26 protein-coding genes are annotated in these 24,869 nt (G+C 43.6%); 15 read left to right on the forward strand and 11 right to left on the reverse strand.

The genetic code is table 11. From position 1 onward, the window contains the following. The first annotated feature begins 106 nt into the window (after positions 1-106). The 7 genes from pspA to AAFX28_RS14735 all read left to right on the forward strand — a co-directional run bounded on the left by pspA (position 107) and on the right by AAFX28_RS14735 (position 7,563). Positions 107-775 carry a phage shock protein PspA gene (gene pspA / locus AAFX28_RS14705; protein WP_408688743.1) on the forward strand — a complete coding sequence of 223 codons (669 nt, stop codon included), beginning with the start codon at positions 107-109 and terminating at the stop codon, positions 773-775. 78 nt (positions 776-853) lie between these two features. Continuing rightward, positions 854-1,087, forward strand: coding sequence for an envelope stress response membrane protein PspB (gene pspB, locus AAFX28_RS14710; protein WP_408688744.1), 234 nt, complete (start codon positions 854-856; stop codon positions 1,085-1,087). Further along, complete coding sequence (gene pspC, locus AAFX28_RS14715; RefSeq protein ID WP_408688745.1) at positions 1,050-1,469, forward strand: envelope stress response membrane protein PspC; 420 nt, start codon at positions 1,050-1,052, stop codon at positions 1,467-1,469. The genes pspB and pspC overlap by 38 nt, the downstream gene beginning before the upstream one ends. Before the next feature lie 187 nt (positions 1,470-1,656). Continuing rightward, positions 1,657-2,688, forward strand: coding sequence for an efflux RND transporter periplasmic adaptor subunit (locus tag AAFX28_RS14720; RefSeq protein ID WP_408688747.1), 1,032 nt, complete (start codon positions 1,657-1,659; stop codon positions 2,686-2,688). Position 2,689: 1 nt separating this feature from the next. Next, positions 2,690-3,778, forward strand: coding sequence for an efflux RND transporter periplasmic adaptor subunit (locus AAFX28_RS14725; protein WP_408688749.1), 1,089 nt, complete (start codon positions 2,690-2,692; stop codon positions 3,776-3,778). Next, positions 3,771-6,875 carry an efflux RND transporter permease subunit VmeI gene (gene vmeI / locus AAFX28_RS14730; protein WP_408688750.1) on the forward strand — a complete coding sequence of 1,035 codons (3,105 nt, stop codon included), beginning with the start codon at positions 3,771-3,773 and terminating at the stop codon, positions 6,873-6,875. The genes AAFX28_RS14725 and vmeI overlap by 8 nt, the downstream gene beginning before the upstream one ends. Positions 6,876-6,996: 121 nt before the next feature. Next, positions 6,997-7,563: a DNA-3-methyladenine glycosylase I gene (locus AAFX28_RS14735; protein WP_408688751.1), complete on the forward strand. Its 567-nt coding sequence runs from the start codon at positions 6,997-6,999 to the stop codon at positions 7,561-7,563. Positions 7,564-7,596: 33 nt separating this feature from the next. Here the strand turns inward: AAFX28_RS14735 and AAFX28_RS14740 are convergent, their stop codons facing one another. Then, entirely contained in the window at positions 7,597-8,802 is a 1,206-nt protein-coding gene (locus AAFX28_RS14740; RefSeq protein ID WP_408688753.1) for a cystathionine beta-lyase, read from the reverse strand. Positions 8,803-8,869: 67 nt separating this feature from the next. After that, the gene (gene cls / locus AAFX28_RS14745; protein ID WP_408688755.1) at positions 8,870-10,324 is read right to left on the reverse strand and encodes a cardiolipin synthase; all 1,455 of its coding nucleotides are present in this window, start codon (positions 10,322-10,324) and stop codon (positions 8,870-8,872) included. A 366-nt stretch (positions 10,325-10,690) separates the two neighbouring features. On the opposite strand from cls, the gene AAFX28_RS14750 reads away from it, so the two are divergent. The 5 genes from AAFX28_RS14750 (at position 10,691) to AAFX28_RS14770 (ending at position 15,883) form a co-directional block, all read left to right on the forward strand. Continuing rightward, positions 10,691-12,121 (forward strand): sodium-dependent transporter, encoded by a 1,431-nt coding sequence (locus tag AAFX28_RS14750; RefSeq protein ID WP_408688757.1) that lies wholly within the window; start codon positions 10,691-10,693, stop codon positions 12,119-12,121. Between the two features lie 155 nt (positions 12,122-12,276). Beyond that, positions 12,277-13,893 carry a methyl-accepting chemotaxis protein gene (locus AAFX28_RS14755; RefSeq protein ID WP_408688758.1) on the forward strand — a complete coding sequence of 539 codons (1,617 nt, stop codon included), beginning with the start codon at positions 12,277-12,279 and terminating at the stop codon, positions 13,891-13,893. Positions 13,894-13,981: 88 nt separating this feature from the next. Then, the gene (locus AAFX28_RS14760) at positions 13,982-14,677 is read left to right on the forward strand and encodes a TIGR01621 family pseudouridine synthase (protein WP_408688760.1); all 696 of its coding nucleotides are present in this window, start codon (positions 13,982-13,984) and stop codon (positions 14,675-14,677) included. Positions 14,678-14,688: 11 nt separating this feature from the next. Next, positions 14,689-15,621: a class I SAM-dependent methyltransferase gene (locus AAFX28_RS14765; RefSeq protein ID WP_408690879.1), complete on the forward strand. Its 933-nt coding sequence runs from the start codon at positions 14,689-14,691 to the stop codon at positions 15,619-15,621. Positions 15,622-15,733: 112 nt separating this feature from the next. After that, on the forward strand, positions 15,734-15,883 hold the full coding sequence (locus AAFX28_RS14770; protein WP_408688761.1) for a hypothetical protein: 150 nt from the start codon (positions 15,734-15,736) through the stop codon (positions 15,881-15,883). Positions 15,884-15,889: 6 nt separating this feature from the next. Here AAFX28_RS14770 and AAFX28_RS14775 read toward each other — a convergent pair whose 3' ends face one another. The 5 genes from AAFX28_RS14775 to AAFX28_RS14795 form a co-directional block, all read right to left on the reverse strand. Then, entirely contained in the window at positions 15,890-16,498 is a 609-nt protein-coding gene (locus tag AAFX28_RS14775) for a CDP-alcohol phosphatidyltransferase family protein (RefSeq protein ID WP_408688763.1), read from the reverse strand. Continuing rightward, positions 16,488-17,138 (reverse strand): ATP-binding cassette domain-containing protein, encoded by a 651-nt coding sequence (locus AAFX28_RS14780; RefSeq protein ID WP_408688765.1) that lies wholly within the window; start codon positions 17,136-17,138, stop codon positions 16,488-16,490. The genes AAFX28_RS14775 and AAFX28_RS14780 overlap by 11 nt, the downstream gene beginning before the upstream one ends. Next, positions 17,104-18,810, reverse strand: a complete 1,707-nt coding sequence (locus AAFX28_RS14785) for an ABC transporter permease (protein WP_408688767.1) — start codon at positions 18,808-18,810, stop codon at positions 17,104-17,106. Before AAFX28_RS14785 ends, AAFX28_RS14780 begins: the two co-directional genes overlap by 35 nt. A 38-nt stretch (positions 18,811-18,848) precedes the next feature. Then, complete coding sequence (locus AAFX28_RS14790; RefSeq protein WP_408688768.1) at positions 18,849-19,991, reverse strand: ABC transporter substrate-binding protein; 1,143 nt, start codon at positions 19,989-19,991, stop codon at positions 18,849-18,851. Between the two features lie 196 nt (positions 19,992-20,187). After that, complete coding sequence (locus AAFX28_RS14795; RefSeq protein WP_408688770.1) at positions 20,188-20,634, reverse strand: META domain-containing protein; 447 nt, start codon at positions 20,632-20,634, stop codon at positions 20,188-20,190. A 193-nt stretch (positions 20,635-20,827) separates the two neighbouring features. Between AAFX28_RS14795 and AAFX28_RS14800 the strand changes: the two genes are divergently transcribed. Both AAFX28_RS14800 and AAFX28_RS14805 read left to right on the forward strand, forming a co-directional pair. Continuing rightward, complete coding sequence (locus AAFX28_RS14800; RefSeq protein ID WP_408690880.1) at positions 20,828-21,073, forward strand: DUF1289 domain-containing protein; 246 nt, start codon at positions 20,828-20,830, stop codon at positions 21,071-21,073. Positions 21,074-21,145: 72 nt separating this feature from the next. Then, positions 21,146-21,337, forward strand: coding sequence for a DUF1289 domain-containing protein (locus tag AAFX28_RS14805; protein WP_408688771.1), 192 nt, complete (start codon positions 21,146-21,148; stop codon positions 21,335-21,337). Between the two features lies 1 nt (position 21,338). Here AAFX28_RS14805 and AAFX28_RS14810 read toward each other — a convergent pair whose 3' ends face one another. Beyond that, positions 21,339-21,560, reverse strand: coding sequence for a hypothetical protein (locus AAFX28_RS14810; RefSeq protein ID WP_408688772.1), 222 nt, complete (start codon positions 21,558-21,560; stop codon positions 21,339-21,341). A gap of 435 nt (positions 21,561-21,995) precedes the next feature. On the opposite strand from AAFX28_RS14810, the gene AAFX28_RS14815 reads away from it, so the two are divergent. Next, positions 21,996-23,318: an outer membrane protein transport protein gene (locus AAFX28_RS14815; RefSeq protein WP_408688773.1), complete on the forward strand. Its 1,323-nt coding sequence runs from the start codon at positions 21,996-21,998 to the stop codon at positions 23,316-23,318. Between the two features lie 60 nt (positions 23,319-23,378). Here AAFX28_RS14815 and AAFX28_RS14820 read toward each other — a convergent pair whose 3' ends face one another. The 3 genes from AAFX28_RS14820 to AAFX28_RS14830 all read right to left on the reverse strand — a co-directional run bounded on the left by AAFX28_RS14820 (position 23,379) and on the right by AAFX28_RS14830 (position 24,836). Beyond that, a complete protein-coding gene (locus AAFX28_RS14820) occupies positions 23,379-23,933 on the reverse strand; it encodes a VC2662 family protein (RefSeq protein WP_408688775.1) in 555 nt (184 codons plus the stop codon). 196 nt (positions 23,934-24,129) lie between these two features. Further along, a complete protein-coding gene (locus tag AAFX28_RS14825) occupies positions 24,130-24,534 on the reverse strand; it encodes a GspS/AspS pilotin family protein (RefSeq protein WP_408688776.1) in 405 nt (134 codons plus the stop codon). 5 nt (positions 24,535-24,539) lie between these two features. Next, complete coding sequence (locus AAFX28_RS14830) at positions 24,540-24,836, reverse strand: YciI family protein (protein ID WP_408688778.1); 297 nt, start codon at positions 24,834-24,836, stop codon at positions 24,540-24,542. Positions 24,837-24,869 lie beyond the last annotated feature (33 nt).

The raw sequence follows: 24,869 nt of genomic DNA on the forward strand, positions 1-24,869 counted from the left end.
AGACTAAAAAGTTGGCACGTTACTTGGAGTATAGCTAGGGTACAAAATGAATTTATATGGAGTGCAACTGCTGCGCTCTTACATTATCAACATAAGGAGCCTCGCTATGGGTATTTTCTCTCGATTCGCAGACATTGTTAATTCAAACATCAGTGCTCTATTAGACAAAGCGGAAGATCCTGAAAAGATGATCCGTCTAATTATCCAAGAAATGGAAGACACCTTGGTTGAAGTTCGCACCAACTCGGCGAAAGCAATTGCAGACAAAAAAGAGTTGGCGCGCAAAGTAGAATCAATTGAAAGCACGATTGATGAGTGGCAAAACAAAGCAACGTTAGCGCTCACTAAGCAGCGTGAAGATTTAGCTCGTGCCGCATTAATCGAAAAGCAAAAACTGCAAGATATGCTCAAAGGCCTGCATACAGAGCAAACTTTGGTTGAAGAAACCATCGAAAAGCTAACGGGCGAAATTGGCAAGCTAGAAACAAAAATTACAGAGACCCGCGCGAAGCAGCAAGCATTAGCAATCCGCAGTCAAACGGCTTCAAACCGCAGAGATGTTCAAAAGCATTTGCACACTGCACGTACGAGCGAAGCGATGGCAAAGTTCGAGCAATACTCTAGAAAAATCGATGAGATGGAAGCTGAGGCAGATTTGTATGCCAAGACAGGCAATGCAAAATCTTTAGACCAAGAGTTCGCTGAACTTCAGGCTCAAGATGACATAGAAAAAGAGCTAGAAAAATTAAAGCAGCAAATGGAAGATAAAAAGTAATTCCTGTTTGTTTTTGTTAGTTTAGCTAGGTGGAAGGGTGAATAAACCCACTCTTCTTATCCATTTAAGGAGTTATATATGTCGTCATTTTTAATTGCTGGTCCGTTAATTGTTTTTCTGATTTTTGTTGCACCGTTATGGTTGTTTTTACATTACCGAAGCAAAAAAAATGCAAGTACAGGGTTATCGCAAGAAGATCTTCAACGCTTAGAGCTATTGTCTGAAAAAGCCGAGAGCATGCAAAAGCGTGTTGATACTCTGGAACGAATCTTAGATGCAGAATCGCCAACTTGGAGACGTCGATATGACTAAACGTGAGCTTTACCGCGATACGGTCAATGGAAAAATCAGTGGTGTTTGTGCTGGTCTTGCAAATTACTTCTCATTGGAAGTGTGGTTAGTTCGAATTCTGGTTATTTCGGCTGCGCTGCTTGGGGGAAGCTTCCTTGTCCTTCTTGCTTACATCGCAATGACATTGATGATAGAGAAACAACCGAAAAACTATGTCGAAGCGATGAAAGCAGAGCAAGAACACAAGTTAAAGAATAAACCTTGGAAGCAAGGGCAAACTCCAGAGTTATTGCTAAATACCATCGAAAAGGATTTCGCAAACCTTGAAGCTCAAGTACGTGATATAGAAGCTTATGTGACGTCCGATGCTTTCAAAGTCAATCGAGAGTTTAAGTCGTTGTAAAGAAGCGACCACTAGCACTCTATCTAAGAGTGCTCAATCTATACTTTTGTAGTTGTTCAAATTTGCGACGCTTCGTCCATATAAAAGCAAATTACTAATTTTCATAACAATTTACTGCTACTGTTATGGAAGTCAGGTTAGCATTCATCTATCTTTGTAACTAATAGCTACAAATGGATGGTTGACTATGTATAAATCTGTTTTGCTTCTTGCCATAACTGCTGCATTGAGCGGCTGTGGTAAGGAGCTTCCTCCTGTTCCTGAGCCTGATTCTAGGCCCGCCAAATTATTTACAGTTTCCGTTGGCAATGCTCAATTTGAACGAACCTTTCCTGCAACATCTGAAGCTGGCGATAAAGCGGTTCTCGCATTCCGTGTTCCTGGTCAAATGCAATCTATTGATGTACTTGCAGGGCAGCCTGTTAAAAAAGGTGAAGTACTTGCTTCTTTAAACCCCGATGAATATACCTTGCTTGCTAAGCAGGCCGAAGCTCAATTTCGTTTAGCGGATGTTCAATATCAACGCTATAAAAAGCTTCGTAAGGACAAAGTTGTTTCTGAGCAAGACTTTGACCAAGCGAAAGCAAACCACAATTCTGCAAAAGCGACTTTGGAGCAGGCGAGAGCTAACCTGCGCTACACCCAATTAGTTGCTCCCTATGACGGTACTATTTCTCTTGTACCTGCTGAAACCTATGAATACATTGCCGCTAAACAGGGGGTGATGAACATTCAAACCAACCAATTGATGAAGGTGCTCTTTCAGCTGCCAGACCATTTACTCAACCGTTTTGCTAGTGGGGTGAACTTAACGGCAACCATGACTTTCGATGCGTTCCCGCAAAATCAGTATGAGCTACTTTTCCAAGAGGTTGATACCGAAGCCGATCAAAAAACCGGCTCTTACAAAGTGACCATGGTGATGGAAAGACCTACCGATATTGGCGTGCTACCAGGTATGGCGGGCGCAGTTCATGTCGCGGTTGAATCAACGAATGCAACACGAATCCCTGAGTCTGCGCTAATGGAAGAAAATGGCGAAATCTATGTGTGGCGAGTGGATCAACAAGGCATTGTGGCTAAAGCACAAGTTGAGTTAAATGAAAAGCGTCAGGTGAAAAGTGGTTTGAATGAAGGCGATCAAATCATTGTATCTGGAGTTGGTGGTATCGAACCGGGAATCAAAGTTCGAGAGTGGGTTAAAGAGCGAGGTCTATAAGATGAAGCAATGGATAAATCTATGCGCATTGTCGACAGTAGCGCTCTTAGCAGGTTGTGGCGGTGAGCTGCAATATGTCGATTTTGGTAAACCCAAGGTGAAAGTGTTAGAGCTTTCTGAACACAAGGTCAAAGAAGATCGGTTGTATTTCCCGGCAGTGGCTAATGCGGCAGAGCGCTCTCATTTGAGCTTTCGTGTTGCGGGAGAAATCAGCAAGCTTTATGTCAAGGAAGGTGACCAACTGAAAAAAGGGGACCTGATTGCTGAGCTCGACCCAACCGATTATCAGTTGGATGTTGATAACGCCTCTGCCCGCTATAGCGTTGTTAATAGCCAATATAAGCGCTCAAAGCCTCTCGTTGATAAAGGACTCTTGGCAAAGTCTCAGTTTGACGAAATTGCAGCCAATAGACAGATTGCGTATGCAGAACTTCAGCTATCGAAGCTTCGCCTCTCATTCACTAAATTGAGAGCACCAGTAGATGGCATTATTTCTCGTGTCAGTGCTGATCAGTTTGAAAATGTGCAGGTGGGACAACAAGTGGTCAATATTCACAGCGTGGAGAGCGTTGAAATCTTGATACAGCTTCCGGATCGTTTGTACGTCAATCAACCGAATCAGCAAGCGTTAGAAAAAGTAAATGCCATTGTTAAAGTACCGAGCGGAAATGAATACAAGGCGCAAATCAAAGAATTCACCACCGAACCAGATCCTGCGACGGGAACCTTTACAGTGACGCTATCTTTACCCATGCCTGAAGATGAATACATTCTTGATGGTATGGCTGTAGAAGTGACATCAAAGGGTGAAGATATCGGCCTAGAAATGAACCTTGGTGTACAAATTCCAATTGAAGCCATTTTTAATGACGATGGCGAGCCTTTAGAGCGAGAAAATAAATATGTTTGGGTATTAGGATCAGATAACTTAGTGACTAAACAACTGATCAAAACCGGTAAAGCGAGTAAAGACTCAGTACAGGTGCTTGAGGGCTTGAATAACGACCAAGTAGTGGTTATTGCAGGCGTATCACGATTGAGAGAAGGAATGGAAGTACAAGTAGTGGAGCAGGAGGCTGGTCATGAGTGATAACAAAGTAAACTCGCCTCAAAGCGATGAGGACATCACAGGAATTGCAGCGTACTTTATTCGAAATCGTGTGATCAGCTGGATGATCTCTCTGATTTTCTTGATTGGTGGCGCAGCAGCATTTTTTGGCTTAGGCCGATTAGAAGACCCAGCTTTCACCATTAAAGATGCGATGGTTGTTACATCTTACCCTGGTGCAACCCCACAACAAGTAGAAGAAGAGGTGACTTATCCGCTAGAAAAGGCTATCCAACAGCTTACCTACGTAGATGAAGTTAACTCTATTTCTAGCCGTGGTTTGTCGCAAATTACTGTGACAATGAAAAACAACTACGGTCCAGACGATTTACCTCAGATCTGGGATGAGTTACGCCGTAAGGTTAATGATCTAAAAGGACAATTGCCTCCGGGGGTGAATGACCCACAAGTTATCGATGATTTTGGTGATGTCTACGGCATTTTGTTGGCTGTCACGGGTGATGGCTACAGCTATAAGGAGTTACTTGATTATGTTGATTACTTGAGGCGTGAATTGGAGCTCATTGATGGAGTGAGTAAAGTTTCGGTCTCGGGTCAACAGCAAGAACAAGTATTTATCGAAGTGTCGATGAAACGCTTGAGTAGTTTAGGTCTTGCGCCAAGCACAGTGTTCAACCTTCTCTCAACTCAAAACGTTGTATCTGACGCTGGTGCGATTCGAATCGGCGATGAATACATTCGAATTCATCCGACGGGTGAGTTCGAAAATGTCGATCAGTTGGGCGATTTGATCATCACGGAAAGTGGTGCACAAGGGTTAATCTACTTAAAAGACGTTGCTGAAATTAAGCGCGGTTATATTGAAGTACCGACGAACATCATTACTTTTAATGGCGATTTAGCGCTTAACTTGGGTGTTTCATTTGCTCAAGGGGTCAATGTGGTTGAAGTTGGCGAGCGGTTTGACCGACGTTTGGCTGAACTTAAATTCCAGCAGCCGGTTGGCGTAGATATCTCTGAAATCTATAGTCAGCCGAAAGAAGTAGATAAGTCGGTTAGCGGCTTTGTAGTCAGCCTAGGGCAGGCAGTCGCGATCGTAATTATCGTTCTGCTGTTCTTTATGGGACTACGCTCTGGACTACTGATTGGTCTGATTCTATTACTAACAGTGCTAGGTACCTTCATCTTCATGAAGTACTTTGCTATTGATTTGCAACGTATCTCTTTAGGTGCCCTAGTTATTGCACTGGGTATGCTGGTGGATAACGCCATCGTGGTCGTCGAAGGGATATTGATAGGGACGCAGAAAGGTCGGACGCGAATGCAGGCGGCGACAGACATTGTCACGCAGACGAAATGGCCGCTCTTAGGCGCGACCGTAATTGCCGTCACCGCGTTTGCACCAATCGGTCTGTCAGAAGACTCGACCGGTGAATACTGTGGGACTCTATTCACCGTATTATTGATCTCTTTGATGTTGAGTTGGTTTACGGCGATTTCACTAACACCATTCTTTGCTGATATCTTTTTCAAAGGTCAAAAATTCAAGCAAGATGGTGAAGAAAGTGACCCATACAACGGCATGATCTTTGTACTTTACAAGGGCTTCTTAGAATTTTGTATGAAGCGCGCTTGGCTAACCGTCATTGTCTTGATTCTAGGTCTTGCGGCAAGTATTGCAGGTTTTACTCAAGTGAAGCAGTCGTTCTTCCCATCATCGACAACACCGATTTTCCAAGCGGATATCTGGTTGCCTGAAGGAACGGACATTCGTGCGACTAACACCAAGTTAAAAGCGCTAGAGTCTTGGATCTCTGAGCAAGATGGTGTTGACCATATCACGACAACCGCAGGTAAAGGTCTGCAACGTTTTATGTTGACTTACGCGCCAGAGAAAAGCTACGCAGCGTATGGAGAAATCACTACGCGCGTCACTGATTACGAAAAGCTTGCTACTTTGATGACGAACTTCAGACAGCATCTAGAGGACAAGTTCCCTGAGATTAACTACAAGCTTAAACAGATCGAGTTAGGTCCAGGTGGCGGTGCGAAGATCGAAGCGCGTATCATTGGTTCAGATCCAACGATTCTACGTGGTATCGCTAAGCAAGTAGAAGACATCATGCACGCAGATCCTGGTGCAACTAATATTCGTCATGACTGGCGTGAGCGTACTAAGGTACTTGAACCTCAGTTCAATGAGAGCCAAGCACGTCGTTACGGTATCACTAAGTCAGATGTGGATGAATTCTTAGCGATGTCTTTCTCAGGAAAATCAGTGGGTGTGTATCGTGACGGTACAACGTTAATGCCGATTGTGGCTCGACTACCTGAAGATGAACGCATCGATATTCGTAACATCGAAGGTATGAAGATTTGGAGCCCAGCACTAAGTGAATATATCCCATTACAGCAAATCACAATGGGTTATGACTTACGTTGGGAAGATCCGATCATTGTACGTAAGAACCGTAAGCGTATGTTAACGGTGATGGCGGATCCTGATTTGCTCGGCGAAGAGACGGCAGCGACTCTGCAGAAACGTTTGATGCCTCAAATTGAAGCGATTGAACTGCCTCCAGGCTATTCATTAGAGTGGGGTGGTGAATATGAATCGTCGGGTGATGCACAAGCTTCTCTATTTACCACTATGCCGATGGGTTACTTGTTCATGTTCCTAGTTACTGTGTTCCTATTTAACTCAGTAAAGGAGCCTCTGATTGTATGGTTAACTGTCCCTCTCGCCATTATCGGTGTGACAACGGGTCTACTTGCGCTCGATACACCATTTGGCTTTATGGCTTTGCTCGGTTTCTTGAGCTTGTCAGGCATGCTACTTAAAAACGGCATCGTGTTACTTGATCAGATTGAAATCGAGATGAAGTCGGGTAAAGAGCCATACATCGCGGTGGTAGATGCGTCACTAAGTCGTGTGCGTCCAGTATGTATGGCGGCGATCACAACCATTCTTGGTATGATTCCGTTGCTTCCTGATATCTTCTTTAAGCCGATGGCGGTAACCATCATGTTTGGTTTGGGCTTTGCCACGGTACTGACGCTGATCGTTGTTCCGGTGCTGTATCGTATTTTCCATAAAGTGAAAGTGGTCGAGATCTAAAGGTTAATTAGATCAAGTGTTTCAAAGCGCTAACTCTGAGATAAGAGTTAGCGCTTTTTTATTGAGTAGAGACAGGCTTATCGTTAAATTGAGTGTCAGGGCTATTTAGGAGAGAGTTAATATGGAAGAGCAGCGCTGTGCATGGGCAAATGTGTCTGAATTGGATAAGGAGTATCATGATACCGAGTGGGGCGTACCAGTCCATGATGACAATTTGCTGTTTGAAATGTTGTCTTTGGAAGGCGCACAAGCAGGATTAAGTTGGACCACGATATTAAAAAAGCGTGAAGGCTACAGAAGCGCGTTTTATGGTTTCGATATTGATCGTGTTAGCCAGATGACTGAACAAGATGTTGAGTCTTTGGTCGTAAACCCCGACATAGTTCGTCACCGTGGAAAGATAGAATCGGTTATTAATAACGCTAAGCAACTACTGCTAATCAAGAAAGAGTTTGGTTCAGTTAATGTGTTCTTCTGGGCGTATGTAAACAACAATCCTATTGTGAACAAGTGGCAAGCCATGTCAGAGCTCCCGTCAAGCACGGAACTATCCAAACAGATCAGTAAAGACTTGAAAAAGCGGGGTTTTAAGTTTGTTGGTCCGACTACCGTTTACGCATTTATGCAGGCCGCAGGTCTTGTTGATGATCATCTGATGAGCTGCCCAGCGAAGAAAAAGAGCACCTAAGCGCTCTTTTTAATTTAACTAATTATGCGGTCTTTACGCTGTCGCTTCTTTCTCTAGAATGAGTGCGTTATAGCGAGCAAATCCAGCTTCTAAATCTGCAATTAAGTCATCGACGTTTTCTAGGCCGATATGCAGACGAATCAGAGTTCCTTCAAAGTTCGGGTTCGCAATTGTACGCAAGCTATTAAAGCTCTTAGGTTCGTTGGCTAAGATAAGGCTTTCATAGCCACCCCAAGAGTAGCCCATGCTGAAATGCTTCATTCCGTCTAATAGTGCTGTGGTCGCTTTAGAATAAGACGTCTTTAAGATAAACGAGAACAGACCGTTACCGCCTGTGAAATCGCGCTTATAGAATTCATGACCAGGACAGGTTTCAATAGCAGGGTGACGAACATGGTCAACTTCAGGGCGAGATTGAAGCCACTTAGCCACCTTCAAACTGTTTTCTGCATGCTGACGTAGACGTACATCTAACGTACGAATACCGCGTAGACCCAAGTACGCGTCGTCTGGTGAAACACATTGGCCCATTAGATAGCTTTGTTCGCGTAGTTGATCCCAGTATTTCTCGCTCGCGACAGCAGTACCAAGCATGACATCCGAGTGGCCGACAATGTATTTAGTCGCAGCCTGAATCGAGATATCAACGCCATGATCAAATGGTGAAAAGTTCACCCCTGCGCCCCAGGTATTATCGAGCATCACAATGATGTCTTGTTCATGAGCGATCTTTGAAAGAGTCGGTACGTCTTGAACTTCCATGGTGATCGACCCAGGAGATTCCAAAAACAGGATTTTTGTATTTGGTTGAATAAGGTCGCGAATGCCTTCACCAATGGTTGGCTCGTAGTAAGTAGTTTCGACGCCCATCTTTTTCATAATGGTGTCGCAGAAATCACGAGTTGGTTCGTAACAAGTATCCACCATTAAGATATGATCACCCGTTTCAACGAACGAAAGGATCGCGTTGGAGATCGCTGCCGTACCACAAGGGTAAAGAGCACAGCCGGCGCCACCTTCTATCTCTGTCATTGCATCTTGAAAGGCGAAATGCGTATTTGTACCTCGGCGGCCATAGAAAAGCGTCTTATTTGCACGGTTGATCGTTGCTTGCTGCTTTTCAGCTACAGTATCAAATACGATGGTTGACGCTCGCTGTACAGGAGGGTTTACAACACCATTAGTCCACTTTTTATCACGACCTGCGGTAACGTATTTGGTCTGCTTACTCTCTGACATTGGAAGTCCTTATCTAATCATAGGTTGCCTTATTTAAACCATGGCAAAGCATGAATAGCAAGCCCGATTAAAGTAGCGGATTGAATAGGTAGAAAACACGCTCCAAAAAGCGAGAAAAGAGTGTTCGCTTCTTCCACTGTTCAAAGTCGACTTGATGGGAGTTATCGATATAGCCTTGTTGCAACCAGTACATTTCTTTGGTGAATGCTTCATCATCGATAGCCAAAGTGAGCTCGAAGTTAAGCCATAGACTGCGCATATCCATGTTAACGGTTCCGACTAGACAGAATTGTTCATCTATTACAACTGACTTGGTATGTAGTAAGCCACCATAGAACTCAAAAATCTTAACTCCAGCGCTTAATAACTCGCTATAAAACGCGCGAGAGGCCCACTGAACCATTAAGGAGTCATTCTTATGTGGGATTATTAACTCAACATTGATACCGCGTTGTGCCGTCATCTTGAGTGTTTCGAGCAAATCAGAGCTCGGAACGAAATAAGGGGTAGTAATTCGTACCGAGCGATTAGCTTGGTTGATAGCGAGTGTTAGTACTTGCGATATTAAGTGCTCAGGCATACCTGGCCCTGAAGGCACAACTTGAACTGGATGCTGAGGTTCATTTGGGTTGATGGAACACTCTGGAAGTTGAGGGAATGTTCTTGAACCAGTTTCCACTTCCCAATCCCAACAATGAATGGCAGACAAAACGTTTACGGTTGGGCCAGTGATACGGACCATGATATCGATCCACTGGCCAACACCAGAATTTTGTTTGAAGTGGGCAGGGTCGACTAAGTTCATTGAACCGGTGTAAGCAATCTTCTCATCAATAACAATGATTTTACGATGCTGACGTAAATCAAGTCGTCTAAGGAAAATACGCCACGGACTCACCTCTAATGCTTGAACCACTTGAATGCCAGCGTTACGCATCATTTGTACCCACTGACTGCGGAAAAAGCGTGGACTACCAGCGGAATCGAGAAGCAGTTTTACATCAACGCCCCTTTTAGATGCTCGGATAAGCGCAGAGGCAACAGAGTCAGCTAGACCACCGGGATGCCATATATAAAAGACAAGGCGGATACTTGATTGCGCGTTCTCGATATCTTCAATAATAGAGTGGAGAATCTGATCGGGCGAGCTTTGTAGTGAGAGTGAGTTACCTGATAGAGCGGGTAAACCCAGTCGGTTGTTACACAGTTCATCTATGCGATAGATGTGGCGACCAAAGCTTTCCGGGGAATGAGCATGGCAGTTATTGAGGCTAGAGAACCATGATGCAAATGGAGCAAGCATCTCTTTGGCGCGTTCAGCACGTTTTCGACCTAGATTAAGTTCACCAAACAGAAAGTAACAGGCGACACCAACAATCGGGATGATATAGATGATCATCAACCAAGCGAGAGAAACACTGACGGCTCTTCGTTTTAGTACTACTCGAATAGTCACACCAGCGACCAAGATCCAGTAAAAGGCAATCCCTGCAAGTGTCAGAAAGTGATAAAACTTTTCCATTCAATAACCTAGAAGTGTGTGGCACTCCCAATATTAGAACTCAGGTTGAATAACGACAAGCATGATTTTCGGAAATCAGTTGATCATGGCTACAGATTGATAGATAGAACGAATCTGTTATGTGAATGTAAAAACTGGTGGGTAATTTGTGTTAAAGGCTAAAAAAACAGCATTTAAACATATTAATTACATTTGTGGTGGAAAAATAAACTATTTGGGCTTCCAATTTTATTCCTAAACTGGTTTACTTGCTACAACGTTAGCGTCACTCAAAATTCTAATAAGTGTAAATATAATTTTACAATCGCTTTTATAGGCGCCTAACAGAAGCAAACACAACATACAAAACGATTTAATGGAGTAACCGTGGCTACAAGTACAAGTGCACAGCCCCGTGATACGTGGGGGTCTAAATTAGGCTTCGTAATGGCAGCAGCTGGTTCAGCTGTAGGTTTAGGCAACATATGGAAATTTCCTTACACAGCAGGTGAGAGTGGCGGCGGTGCGTTCGTTGCGATCTACCTACTATTCGTAATTTTTATCGGCTTTAGCGTAATGCTTACTGAATTCGCTATTGGTCGTAAGACAGGTCTATCAGCAGTAGGCGCGTTCAAATCGACGGACCGTCGTTGGACATTTACTGGTGTTATTGGTGTGGTCAGTGGTCTACTTATCATGGGTTTCTACCCTGTAGTAGGTGGTTGGGCACTAGCATATATCTTCAAAGTTGGTGGCGGCCTACTAAGCACGCCTGAAGCAATTGGCGACAGCTTTGGTGGTTTCATCTCTGACCCAGTTCAGCCACTAATGTGGATGGCAGTATACCTATTCCTTAACATCATTATTGTAATGAAAGGTATCTCTGGCGGTATCGAGAAAGCAGGTAAGGTTCTAATGCCTTTACTATTCCTTATCCTGATCGTTGTATCGGTGAAAGGTCTAATGCTTCCTGGTGCAATGGCGGGTCTTGAGTTCCTGTTCATGCCAGATTTCTCAAAAGTTGACAGTAACGTTGTTCTAGCAGCACTAGGTCAAGCATTCTTCTCTCTATCGCTTGGTATGGGTTGTATGATGACTTACGGCTCTTACCTGAAGAAGAAAGAGAACCTAGTTCAAACTACAGGTATGGTTACTGCGATGGATACAGGTGTTGCGATTCTTGCAGGTGTTGCAATGTTCCCAGCAATGTTCGCATTCGGTATGGAGCCATCAGCAGGTCCTGGTCTAGTATTCGTTGTTGTGCCTCAGCTATTTGCTGAAATGGGCGGCGTAATTGGTCTTCTATTCGCTCTAATGTTCTTCATCGGTCTAACGGTAGCGGCGCTGACATCTTCTGTATCTCTACTTGAAGTTGTAGTTTCTTACCTAATCGATGAAAAAGGTATGAAGCGTTCAACAGCAGTTATCTCTGCAAGTGCAGTAATGGCGACACTATGTGTGTTCGCATCACTATCACTTGGCGGTGTAGGTCCAACGCTATTCGGCACGGGCGCATTTGATATCTTCGACCTTCTAACTGATAAGATCTTCCTAGCAGTTGGCGGTATGTTGGTATGTATCTTTGCTGGCTGGCGTCTATCTCGCGCTGAGCTTGAAAAAGAAATCACGAACGACGGCGAAGTATCATTCCCACTATTCGGTCTATGGTACAACCTAGTTAAGTACGTAATCCCATTTGCAATCGCAATCGTTGCATTTATGGGGATCAAGTCAGGTTTCGACAGCGGTAAAGGCGAAATCATGTTGCTTGGTCTAGGTATTATCGCTCTGGCGGGTGTTCTATCTAAGAAGCTATAAATTAGCAGCGATTAAACCGACTAAAATAAAAACCTCCCAATTGGGAGGTTTTTTCGTTTCAATCAACTACTTTTATTAAAGAAACCTATCAATAAGTCGATATTATTGAGTAATCATAAATTTACGATTGAACATTACTCAAAGGAAGGTGTGTAGTGAAATGGTCGGTTCGGAAAAAATTGTATGCCGGTTTTGGCTGTATTCTTGCAATCATGACTCTCATGGTTGGTGTGATATGGACAGAGGTCACCCAATCTCATTCGGTAGCTGATGAAATTCGCATGGATGATGTCCCAGAAGTGGTGGGGTACTTAATCCTTATTGATGAAGCTGGCGACGTCTATCGTGATGCGACTGGTGCGATTACTGGTGTACCGGGAGCGCTCAACGATTATAAAACGAATAAACAAGAGTTTGCGGATGCGATCGCGGTTGTCAAAGCATTAGAAGTCCCAGGTAAAGCTGATTACCGCCGTATTGAAGAAATCGAAAAATTGATGCGCGGATTCACCCAAGGCTTCGAAAAAGAAATCGTCCCTCTTTTGGGTAACAAGGAAGCGCTTGAACAAGAAATCATGGAACTACGCAAACTCTATGAATCTTATTTAGCTCCAATTGAAAATCTGCTCGATGAAGCATCGTCAGCGGAGATTGTTGAAACTGATGAATCTCTAATGAAACTAACAGACTCATTCAGCACAATCGAGAGCAGTATTATTGTTTTATTCCTTATTGCTTTGGCGGTGACTTGTGTTATTGCATATGTACTATCCAATTCGATTACCACTCGTTTAACTAAGTTAGATTTAGTGGCCCAGAAGGTGTCTGATGGTGATCTGACTGCAGAAGACATTGTCGATAATTCTGGCGATGAACTTGCGAATTTAGCGATTTCAATCAACAAGATGCAAGGGTCTCTAACCACTCTTATCGGCAGTATTTCATCGGTTGCGAATGAAGTGAAAAGTGTCACTGGTCAACTATCTAACGTTAGCCAAGACATTGTTGAAGGTGCATCATCTCAAGCAGACAAAGCGAATCTGATTGCTACCGCAGCGGAAGAGTTAAGCTTAACGATTGCAGAAGTCGCTCAACAAGGCTCTGCTACCTTCGAAGAGGCTCAACGCTCAGAAGGTAGTGCTGAATCTGGCCGTCAGATTATCACAGAGATGGTTGATTCAATTCAGCAAGTGAGCCTACAGATGACAGAGATGTCAAAGCAAATGGATGGACTTGGTAAACACAGTGAGCAAATTGGTTCTGTTATCCGCGTGATTGAAGAAATCGCAGAGCAAACTAACCTACTCGCACTCAATGCGGCAATTGAGGCTGCACGCGCGGGCGAATTTGGCCGCGGTTTCGCAGTTGTTGCTGATGAGGTCCGAGCATTAGCAGAAAGAACAACTAAGGCCACACAAGAAGTCGGTGGGATCATCCAGCAGATTCAATCGGGTACTCAAGAAGCGGTGACGTATACGGTCGAAAACTGCCAGCTGGTGGAAATTGGAGTAGAACGAAGCTCTGGTGCGGTCGATGCACTTGAAGAGATTGTAGCCGGCGCAGCTAACGTACAATCTATGGTCAACTCTATTGCTACCGCAGCAGAAGAGCAGACTGCGGTAACCAAAGAAATAGCCGCAGACATTACGGCAATTAGTGATATTTCTGAACGGTCTCTCCAATTGGCGACTAGCAGCTCTCAAAACGTGGATGGTTTGAATGCTAAAGTAGAGGAGCTCGAAGTACTTGTCGGCAAATTCAAACTTAATTGAGCCTAACTTGATCTGGCTGTAACCTTTACAAAACTGGCTTTCATTAGGATAACGGGTATACTCGTGCGTCCAAAGTGGAGCCAGTTAAATGTTTGATATCTTATACACCCACACTGACTTTATCGTCATCTGCAAACACCCTAATGTTTCCGTACATAAGGATGATGGCGATACAATGCTGCTTCAAGAAGTTGCCAAACAAACGGGCGATGAAAAACTCTATCTCATACACCGCTTGGATAAAATGACCTCGGGCATTCTGCTACTAGGGAGACATTCTTCTGCGGCAAGCGAATTATCTCAATTGTTCGCTCAGAGAAACGTAGAGAAGTATTACCTAGCAATTGGTAGCAAGAAGCCTAAAAAGAAACAAGGGCTAGTAAGTGGCGATATGGAACGCTCTCGCCGTGCATCTTGGAAGCTTCTTAACTCTCAGACTAACCCAGCGATAACACAGTTTTTCTCTTTGGCCGCAGAGCCAGGTGAAAGGTTGTTTTTGTGTAAACCGCATAGTGGAAAAACGCACCAAATTCGAGTTGCGCTCAAATCGGTTGGCTCTGGGATAGTAGGCGACCCTATATACAATGCGGGTAATGAGTCTGATCGTGGTTACCTCCATGCATTTGCACTTTGCTTTACCTATCAAAATCAAGATTTTAATTTTGTTTGCGACCCAAGAAATCAAACTCTTTTGGGTCGTAAGTGGAACAACGATACTATTCGCCAAGGCATAGAGACTTGGCTCACCCCATGGGAGCTATCATGGCCGAAGATCAACAAGTAATTCCTGCTCCAATGCAGGCTGACCAACTGGCTACTTTTTTTGACCAACTGAATCAGCAGTTAGAACAAGCACCAAATGAGGTGCGCCGTTTGTTCCATGGCCGTGGCCGTCGTTTTGAGGGACTTGAGCAGATCACCTGTGACTGGATTCAGGGCCAATTAATTGTTGCCATTTTTAAGCAAGTCGATGATGAATTTATCGAAACGCTTAAAGAGGGTTTAGTTGAGCTATCTCAATCTCAACTGTGGTTAGACAAACAAGGTCAGTCGATTGTTGTTCAATACCGTTTTGCTGAAGGTGCTCCTTCTGAAGTAATTTTGGGTGAACTTGATAGTCAGCCAGTGGTTGAAGAGTCAGGCCTTAAATATCAGCTTAATATTGGACGTAATCAGAACTTCGGCTTATTCCTTGATATGCGCTACGGACGTGACTGGGTTAAAGAGAACGCTAAACATAAGAACGTGTTAAATCTATTCGCATACACTTGTGGCTTCTCTGTTGCAGCTATTGCTGGTGGTGCGGATCAAGTCGTGAACGTTGACATGTCTAAAGGTTCATTAGCGAAAGGTCGAGAGAACCATAAGCTGAATGCTCACAACATCAATCAAGTTAAGTTCCTTGGCTATGATATTTTCCGTTCGTGGGGCAAAATCAAGAAGATGGGCCGTTATGATTTGATCGTAATTGATCCACCATCATTTCAAAAAGGCAGCTTTGCTCTGACGAAAGACTACAAGCGTATCCTTAGAAAGCTACCTGACTTACTCGCTGAGGGGGGAGAAGTCATTGCTTGCGTTAACTCACCTCAAGTAACCAGCCAATTCTTGATTGATGGAATGAAAGAGGAAGCGCCGGAGCTTAACTTCGTGGAACGTTTGGAAAACCCCCCTGAGTTTGAAGACGCAGATCCTGAAGCGTCATTGAAGGTATTAAGGTTTAAGTAAACCAATAAAAGAAAGCGCCTAAGTTGGCGCTTTTTTTTGAATACGGCACTTGACCTAAAGTTAGCTTGAGGTTTTACGCTGTAATGAGTTTACTACGTCAGGAGGACTCATTATGTATAACGACTACATCAAGCAACTTTATGTGAAAAGTTACCAAGAAGAGATATCTCGTCAATATGTTGCCGCAGGAAAAGAAACTTTCCATGCGATGAGCTTCAGTGCAGGTTTTGCTGCCTCGATGCTGCTGTTTATTCTCTTTTAGCTCACGTCACTCCTTGAGTGTATGAAACCCAGAATAAATACGAGTAAAGGTGGTAAACCAACATGCAGCGCCAAAAACATAGGCGATGATGGCGAAGTGCTGCGGGAACAAGCAGAAAGCAATGAAGCACGCAATGGTTTCCGTACCTTCTGTTAGACCACTCATGTAGTAGAGAGATTTGTTTTTGTAGACAGGGTTATCGATGCCTCGCTTTCCGGCCATAGAAGCAAACGCGAGAAAGCTTGAGCCTGTGCCTATAAAAGAAAAGATCAAAAATGCACCAGCTATCGCATTTTGTTCTGGGTTGGCAAGAACAAAACCAAACGGGATCAGAGAGTAGAATAGGAAATCTAGGCTGATATCTAAGAAACCACCCGCATCGGTAATCCCTTGTTTTCTGGCTAGAGCGCCATCGAGTCCATCGCAGACTCGGTTTAAAACAATAAAGGCTAACGCAGCTGTATATTGCTCCAAAATTAGGGCAGGAAAGGCTAAGCACCCGAGCAGAAAACCAAACAACGTCGTTTGGTTAGCGGTTGCACCAGCTTTGTCTAATATGCCGGCTGCTTGATTAAGGGGCCAGCGAATCACCTTAATACTAAATCTATCCAGCATCTTTTGTCTCCCATGGCCAGCTGACAATACGCCCATGTGTCGGAGCGTCTTCAATGTCGTGTGTAACCATTAATGCAGGAATATTAGCTTGTTTGAGTTGCTCCACGACCCAATCCCGAAATTGAGTTCTTAATGCTTTATCTAGTTTGCTAAATGGCTCATCCAACAAGGCTAACTTAGGCTCAGCGAGGAGCATACGTAGTAGGCTGATACGAGCGCGTTGTCCACCAGAGATCTGTTCAGGGAAGGATTCGCTTAGATGCACGAGTTCAACCTTTTTCAAGGCTTCTAAGACTCTGATTTTACGTGTTTCACCTTTGATGTTATTGGGTAGGGCGAAAGCTAAGTTTTGCCATACATTCAGGTGAGGAAAAAGCAGGTCATCTTGAAAAAGGATGCCTACTTGACGTAAATGGGCTTCTGTCTCAACCAGATCTTTGTCATCTAAAGTTAAGCTACCTTGAAAGGCAAATTCATCACTAAGATGCCCAGCTATTAGGTTCAATAAGGTTGATTTTCCGCAGCCACTTGGTCCCATCAAACAAACCATTTCGCCTGCTTGGATGGTGAGATTGAACTCTGCAAAAAGCGTTTCGCCGTTGTGTTTATGGATGGCGAGGTTTTCGAGACATAACGTCATGCGCAACCGTATCCTTTGTTTTTTGTTGGTATTGAGGTCGTCTGAGTAAAAGTCTTCCTAGCACAATCGCTGAAGAGAAAAATACAAATGGCAATATCGCCTGCCAAATTGCGTAGATGGCGGTGACTCGTCGGTCAAAGCCACTAGAGAGCGCAACGGCTTCGGTAGTAATTGTGGCTATTCGCCCACCACCTAGCATCAGAGTTGGCAAGTACTGTGCAAGACTGACACTTGCACCTACTGCCCATGCATAGAGAATCGCAGGTAGCAGCAGACGCCCTTTAATTTTCAAGAACACATACATTGGAGATTTGCCAAGGCTTAGTGCGGCGCGAGTATAATTTTGGTCGTAACTTTGCCATGGGCCGTTCAAGGCTAAATATACAAATGGGAAAGCAAAAAAGACATGTGACCAAATTACCCACAAATAATAAGAATCTCCAGACAGATAGAGTGTAGAAACTTGAAGCCCAAACAGAATAGAAAGCTGAGGAATCAACATCGGCAAAGCGATGATATAGCTCGGTAAGTGTAGCTTGTGTTTGATGCGGTATTCGTGGGCAATGATACCAAAAAATAGTGCAATAAAGGCCGTCGCAAGCGCAATCCACAGGCTTTGACTGATAGACGGGATAATATTAGTCCATTCGTTTTGCCAAAAGCGCTCACTATAGCGTGAAGGTAAAAGATCTGGAAAACGCCAGCGATGAGCGAAGCTCCAAATCAGCATAATCGGAAACATGATAGCAGCCAGTGATGCCGATAGGGTGAACAAAGTTTTACCTGGTAAGTGGATACCGTGACGACCAGAAAACTGCCAATCACCAAATTGACGCGTTAAGCCTTTCTCAATCGCTACTATGAGAAGCAACAACCCACTTGCTAAAGCAAACAATAAAACGGCACCAGCCGCGGCGCGAGGTATTAGGGATAGATCAGGGTCGTTAAACCATTGCCATACTAATACAGCGAATGTCGGTGGGTTGGTTGGTCCAAGAATCAAACTCAAGTCTACAACTGAAGCGCCATAAGCCATAACAGCAAACAGGGCGAAACGCATTTTGCTTAACCATTGAGGAAAGACCACTTTCCACCATAGTTGTGCAGGTGAATAACCCAGAGCAGTACTGACTTGGTACGTCTTGTCTAGCTTAAGTTGTTGAAGAACAGGGATGCTCATCAAGAGCAAAAATGGCACTTCTTTAAATGATAAGGCAAGGGCAAGTCCAAGTGCATAAGGATCATTAACAAACCAAGATGCTTGGGTTGTATCTAATTCGATCCCAAAGCTTTGAGCAAATAGTCTTGCAATCATACCAGTTGGCGAGAAAAGAAATGCGAATCCAATAGCAAACGCAACATGAGGCATCGCTAACAATGGTGAAAGCAGGGCCTCTACTTTTCTCCAGTGTTTGTTTAACCAAAGGCTTTGCAATATTGCAAAACAGAACAAGCAAGATAGATAGGTACTAGTTAGTGAGCTAAATACTGTTAGTGCGATGGAGGTTGCAACCCCTGACCAGTCGAAAACTTGCCAATAAGCGGCGACGGAGAAATCAGACAACCCTACTGGTGGAACGTAGCCAAATGAAGAGAGCAAAACACCAATGAACCCGGGGAAGATTGGGGCAATACATACAACGAATACTAATAAATATGCAGCTCTTAACATCTGGCTCTCATAGTGTTGGGTTTATTGGCAAACGGGTTTTAGTTACCGTATCGCTTTTGCCACTCTGCTTCTAATGCTGCTTGCCAGCTAGGGTGTGGCTCAGCAACCGATTTGTACAGCGTTGTATTCTTTGCGGTTCCTGTTAAGTATTGGTTCTCCAATACTGATGGGTCACCCCAAATGTTAAGATCACCTTTACGTGATTGAGCCTCTGGACTCAGTAAGAAGTTAATTGCGACTTGGGCACCCTCTGACGCATTCGCGTTCCAAGGGATAGCGAGAAAATGTATGTTCGACAGAGCGCCTGTTTCCATAGCGTAAGCAGCAGTGGTATCAGCAAGGTTACCGTTGGCTTGCGCAGAGAATACCGCATTTGGGTTAAACGTAATGGCTAAATCGAGTTGCCCATCATCCAGAAGTTGTAGAGTTTCAGCTGTACCGCTTGGGAACTGTTTGCCTTGACGCCATGCCACTTGGTGGAACTCGTCAAGATACTTCCATAGCGAAGAAGTGACGAGGTCAAAGTTCTTTTCATCAACAGGGTGCTGCAGTGATGGATCGTTGTTTGTCAGCTCAATGAGCAAAGCTTTTAAGAAGCTCGTACCGTGGAATTCAGGAGGGCGAGGGTAGCTAAGTGTATTCGGGAATGCTTTTGCATAACTCAACATTTCACTGAATGACGCCGGTGGATTGTTTAAAGACTGAGTATCGTGGATAAACACAAGTTGACCGACACCCCAAGGCGCTTCCAACCCTTCAGTCGGCTCAGAAAAATCGCTATCGACAGGTAAGGTTTTGTCTACGAATTTCCAGCTTGGAAGCTCTTCTACAAACGGGCCAAACAGCAATTGATTGTTTTTCATCGACTTGAAGTTTTCGCCGTTGATCCAAACCATATCGACACTACCGCCGCTATTTTTCCCCGCTGCTTTTTCTGCGATAAGTCGTGCGGTCGTTTCGGCGATATCGGTCACTTTTACGTGCTTGAGCGTCACGTTGTAGTTCGATTTTAAATTGGCTCCAGCCCATTGAATGTATTGGTTAATCTCTTGGCTTCCACCCCAGGCATGAAAGTAGACAGTTTGTCCTTTTGCCGCTTCGAGAGTCTTTTGCCAATCGTCGGAAGCATGGGTAGTGAGGGTAAAAAGTAGTATCGAGAATAGAGTGATCAACCTTGTCATAATAGTCCCTGTTTGTTGAATAATTGTATTGGCCAATGGGTAAGACCGGAGCAATCCAAATATTCATTCATTATGACTGAAAAAAGGCTGATTTATTAATTATTTGATGTATTTGTTGATGAGTTGTTTGAAAAATGAGCCACAAAACAAAAAAGCAGCCCGAAAGCTGCTTATATCGATTTTTTAAAAGAGTTGATTAGTTCTTCCAGTCACTTAGTTTGAACGTAAGTGTGTGTACGTCATTTTTTAGAACCATCGCATCTTTAGTAAGAGTCATGTCGCTCCAATCAGATAGAGTTTGAGAGAATGCTTGTTCAACGTCCATTAGGTCGCCAACACACATTTTCATTGTCATACCCATCTTCTCAATACGGAACTGGTTATCTTTTAACTCTGCTTGACCGAAGAAGTTGTTACAGCCAGCATTACCGTTTGCAGTCATTTTCTCGCCCACTTCAAGACGGGGTGCTGTTTGGCGGCCTTCTAGAACGATATCTTTACCGTCAATACTCACCAACTCCCAATTATGGTGCTGAAGATCTTGAGCTGTAATTTGTTTCACATCGTCACCATTGCTCGCACATGCAGTTACAATAAAAGGAAGGGTAATTGCTGCAAGTAACGTTTTTGGACTAAGCTTCATAATAGATCAACTCCAATAGTAGATAGATAAGCCTATTCATAGGCCTGATGAAAGCAGTATAGATAATAAAACACTGTTTTTGTCAGCACTAAGTCATAGTTTGGTGTGAATCACATATTGGAACTTATTGATAAACATCTACTTATACTTAGCTTAGAGTATAACTGTGGCACATGAATAGGTGAGTCATCAATTGGAGCAACTCGAATTTTTTACGGTCCCTAGCCCTTGCGTAGGCGTATGTACGGTAGATGAAAAAGGCTACTGTCAGGGATGTATGCGTAAACGAGAGGAACGCTTCAATTGGTTAAATATGACGTCTGCTCAACAATTGCATGTTATAAAGCTTTGCCGCCAACGCTACATTCGTAAACACCGTAAACCACCACCTGAATTGAACGATTCACAGATTTCTAACCCTCAACAAGACTTGTTTTAGTTCTAACTCCTTGACATACCTTGAAATAACGACCATACAATAAGTATCTCCCATTGTATATTGAGGTGTTATATGGATGTGAGAAACCAACAAGCTAATCCTTGCATCGGCTTGTGCAGAGCAGGAAGTCATGGACGCTGTTTGGGTTGTGGTAGAACCCGTCAAGAACGGCATCAATGGTATCGACTGTCTGATGATGAACAGAGAGAGATTCTAATGCGATTAGAAAGTGAACCTCTCTCGATTATTGTTGATCCACGCTGATCTATTTGGGTCCCCAATGATCACTTACCCAACCGCCAGCATGTTCGTCAAAATGGCTACCGGAAAAACGCTGGTTTAGCTCGCTTTTAGAGTCATCATGACCCTTGTCATCAATTAAGTGCTGAATATGGCTGGCCATTGGATCTCCACCATTCAGCCGCGCTTGGCGAGTAGCGACTTCTTTAATCAACTGCAGACGATAGGAATTGCTGGCACGTTTCATTTGGTGGACCTCCTTGGCTATGACACTAATATCAAAAGTTAGAAGTGGATGTGATATTCGTCAATGAAGATTAGGTTAAAAAATAGTCAGCATTCGATTCCAAATTTACGACGGGAGATCTCATACGTTGGCATCTTTTCGTAGGTTATTGATAACTCAAACTTCACACGAATGAATGTTAGTTCTCCACTGACACAAAAAATTCATCTAATCTTGTGCGCTCTAGTTCGAAACCTTCCTCAATCAATCTGGTCAGATCAGTGCAAATACTCAGGTGTCACGTGTGGAGCAAAAACTCTAATCTAATGTTTTATCAATAACTTTATGGTACGACATTTACTATGGAATAAAGTTCTGTAAAATACTTGGCAATACGCCATATGGATTAGGCATTTGTACCAAGGAAAGGTAAAACAAACTGTTACGGACTTTTCCATGTACAAGAAATTTACCTTCGCTCAGTCAGCTATTTTAGTTGGCGCTGCTCTTATCTCTTCTCAAGCAAATTCTGCTGGTTTTCAACTAAATGCCCAGTCAGCAACAGGCATCGGTCGCGCATTCGCTGGTGACGCTGTGATTGCAGACAACGCATCTGTTATGGCTCGCAATCCAGCCGCGATGGCGTTGTTTGACGAGATGTCGTTATCTCTTGGTTTTGAAACAATCATCACGGAGATCACCGTTTCCGACGCTAAGTACAAAGCATTTGCGACAACTGATACCGTAGATTCTAACTATGATAACGCTGGTGGCACGTCTGTAGCGCCAAACATCCATCTGATTGTGCCTGTAAATGATCAGTTTGCATGGGGTGTAAATCTATATTCTAACTTCGGTACAAGTACTGAGTTTGATGATACGACTTTTGCGGGTACAGAGTATGGCGGTAAAACCGATATAATGAGCCTGAATTTAGGCTTGTCTGGTTCTTATCGTTTAAGTAATAAACTTAGCTTTGGTGCTGGTTTAGATGTAATTTACGGTAAAGGTGAGTTAGAGAGAAATGCTAATATCTCTTTAGGTGGAGGAACTTACTCAGTATCACCATGCTCGCATCCTGTGCCAGCTTGTGAACCAAAAGATGTTACTCTTCCGACTGTCTCAGGGCAGTTGAATGCTGTCAAGGCAGAAGCAGATGGTGTCGCAGTAGGCTTTAATTTGGGTACAGTTTATGAGCTAAACAAGAATAATCGTTTTGGTTTAGCGTATAGATACAGCCCAGAACTTGAAGCAAAAGGTGATGTTAGTGTTATTGGTGATAACGACAATCCAAACTCAAAACTATTTATAGCGTTACCTGATATGGCAGAGTTTTCGGGCTATCATCGCATTGAGGACTCTAAATTTGCAGTACATTATAGCATCCAATGGACTCGTTGGTCTGAGTTTAACACTTTAGACGCCGATGGTTCAGGAGCTATTGCACTTTATGAATGGAAGGATGCATTTCATTACTCGATTGGTACAACTTATTACTTGAGTAGCGATTGGACATTACGTGCTGGCTATATGTATGACGAAAGTGCACAAGATCAGATTACATCAATCTCTGTTCCTGATTCAGATCGTCAATGGTTCTCCGCTGGTTTTACCTACTACATAGATAGTAAATCTAATATTGATTTTGGTTTTACTTATTTAATGGGTAAAGAAGTTGATGTGTTTGAAGAACAAAGTATTGGTTTGACGTCAAATATTAGCGGTACCACAGAAGCTAATGCAATCTTAGTTGGCCTACAATACAGTCGTAGTTTTTAACTTCTAGTACCAAAAGAAAGACCTCGCAATCGCGAGGTCTTTCTTTATGAAGCGATAAGATTAAAAGTTCACGATAGGGAAACAAGGTAGGAAACCGTTATCGGCACAGTTGATTAGACCAACCTGAACACCTTCGATTTTCGTCGTTTTGTTGAAGATACCCACCTGAACAGTTGATTCACTAGAAAGGTTTACAGCGCCTACATCAACCATCGTGTTACCTTCTGAGTAGTTCACAAAGCTGACGTTTGCGCCGCTTACGTCATTAGTGACGTTCACAGCACCAAGGTTAACACCAGTTGTTTTACCTTCGTTCCAGTTAAATAGGCCTAGTGAAGCACCAGTCATTTCTTGGTTGATTTTAGATGCACCGAAGAACAAGCCAAAGTTAACACCTGTCGTCACATCAGACTCAGACATACCAACAATTGAGAAATCGACACCTTTCAGTGTATCAACTTTACCGTGCAGTGCTGCTAAGCGAACGCCGCCCACGTTTGCATCATCAGGTGCATTGAAATTGTTGATAGAAGAGAACATAACAGGCGTTGAAGCAACAGCAACTGAAGATGCGAATGCTGTTGTAATGGCCACTGCAGTTAGAATTTTTTTCATAGTTATAGCTCCGAGGATTATTCCGTTTACCCATTTGAGTTTTATTGGTCACTCACGCTAGTATTTTCCGCCATCGGTCAATACGTTAGCGATGAGTGATATTTTTACTATATGTCGCCTTGTAATAGAGAGCAAGCGGTAGCGTATGAATCAATGCTAATAAAAAACCTCGCTGAGCGAGGTTTTTAGTGACTTTTTAGTTGGCTGAGTTTACACATCGGTCATAAGTGACCAGTTCATCTGCCATTAGTTGGCCGCGACTATTGCGCATTTTAATTCGGTAACTAAGGCCAACTTCCAAGTTATTTCGAGTATCAGGGCTGCTGCAGTAGGTATGAATACTCTGCTTAAGAACCTGTTTGGTGTCTTTTGCTCCTGGAGCATCCTGATTGTAAACCATCATAATTTCAATCGTGGTTCCTTTTGAGTTTGCTCTCATAATTGAAAGAGGGCCATGCTCAAGAGGAAGCTCTGATGCCAACAGGTTTGCGCGACTGTCAGCAAGCATTTCGAGATGCCTTTGTTTCTCTGCTGAAGCGGAAGAACAACCGGCGACAATGGCTGTCATGGCAAGCAAAGCAATAGTTCGCAGTGTATTCATAGTGATTAAAATACTTTTTTGAATGGTTTTACGATGACGTTTTCGTAAACACCAGCTTCGATATAAGGGTCGGCGTCAGCCCATGCTTGTGCATCAGATAGTGAGTCAAACTCAGCGATCACTGTAGAGCCAGTAAAGCCCGCTTCACCTGGGTTATCTGAGTCAATCGCCGGCATAGGTCCAGCAGTTAATAGGCGACCTTCATCTTGTAGTGCTTGTAAACGCTCTAAGTGCGCAGGGCGAACGCTTAAACGTTTCTCTAATGAATTTTCAACGTCTTGTGAGAAAATGACATACCACATCTTCAGATGTCCTTATGTGAAATTTGTAATGGA

The sequence above is a fragment of the Vibrio sp. TBV020 genome (assembly GCF_046056895.1).
In the GTDB taxonomy this organism is placed as follows: domain Bacteria; phylum Pseudomonadota; class Gammaproteobacteria; order Enterobacterales; family Vibrionaceae; genus Vibrio.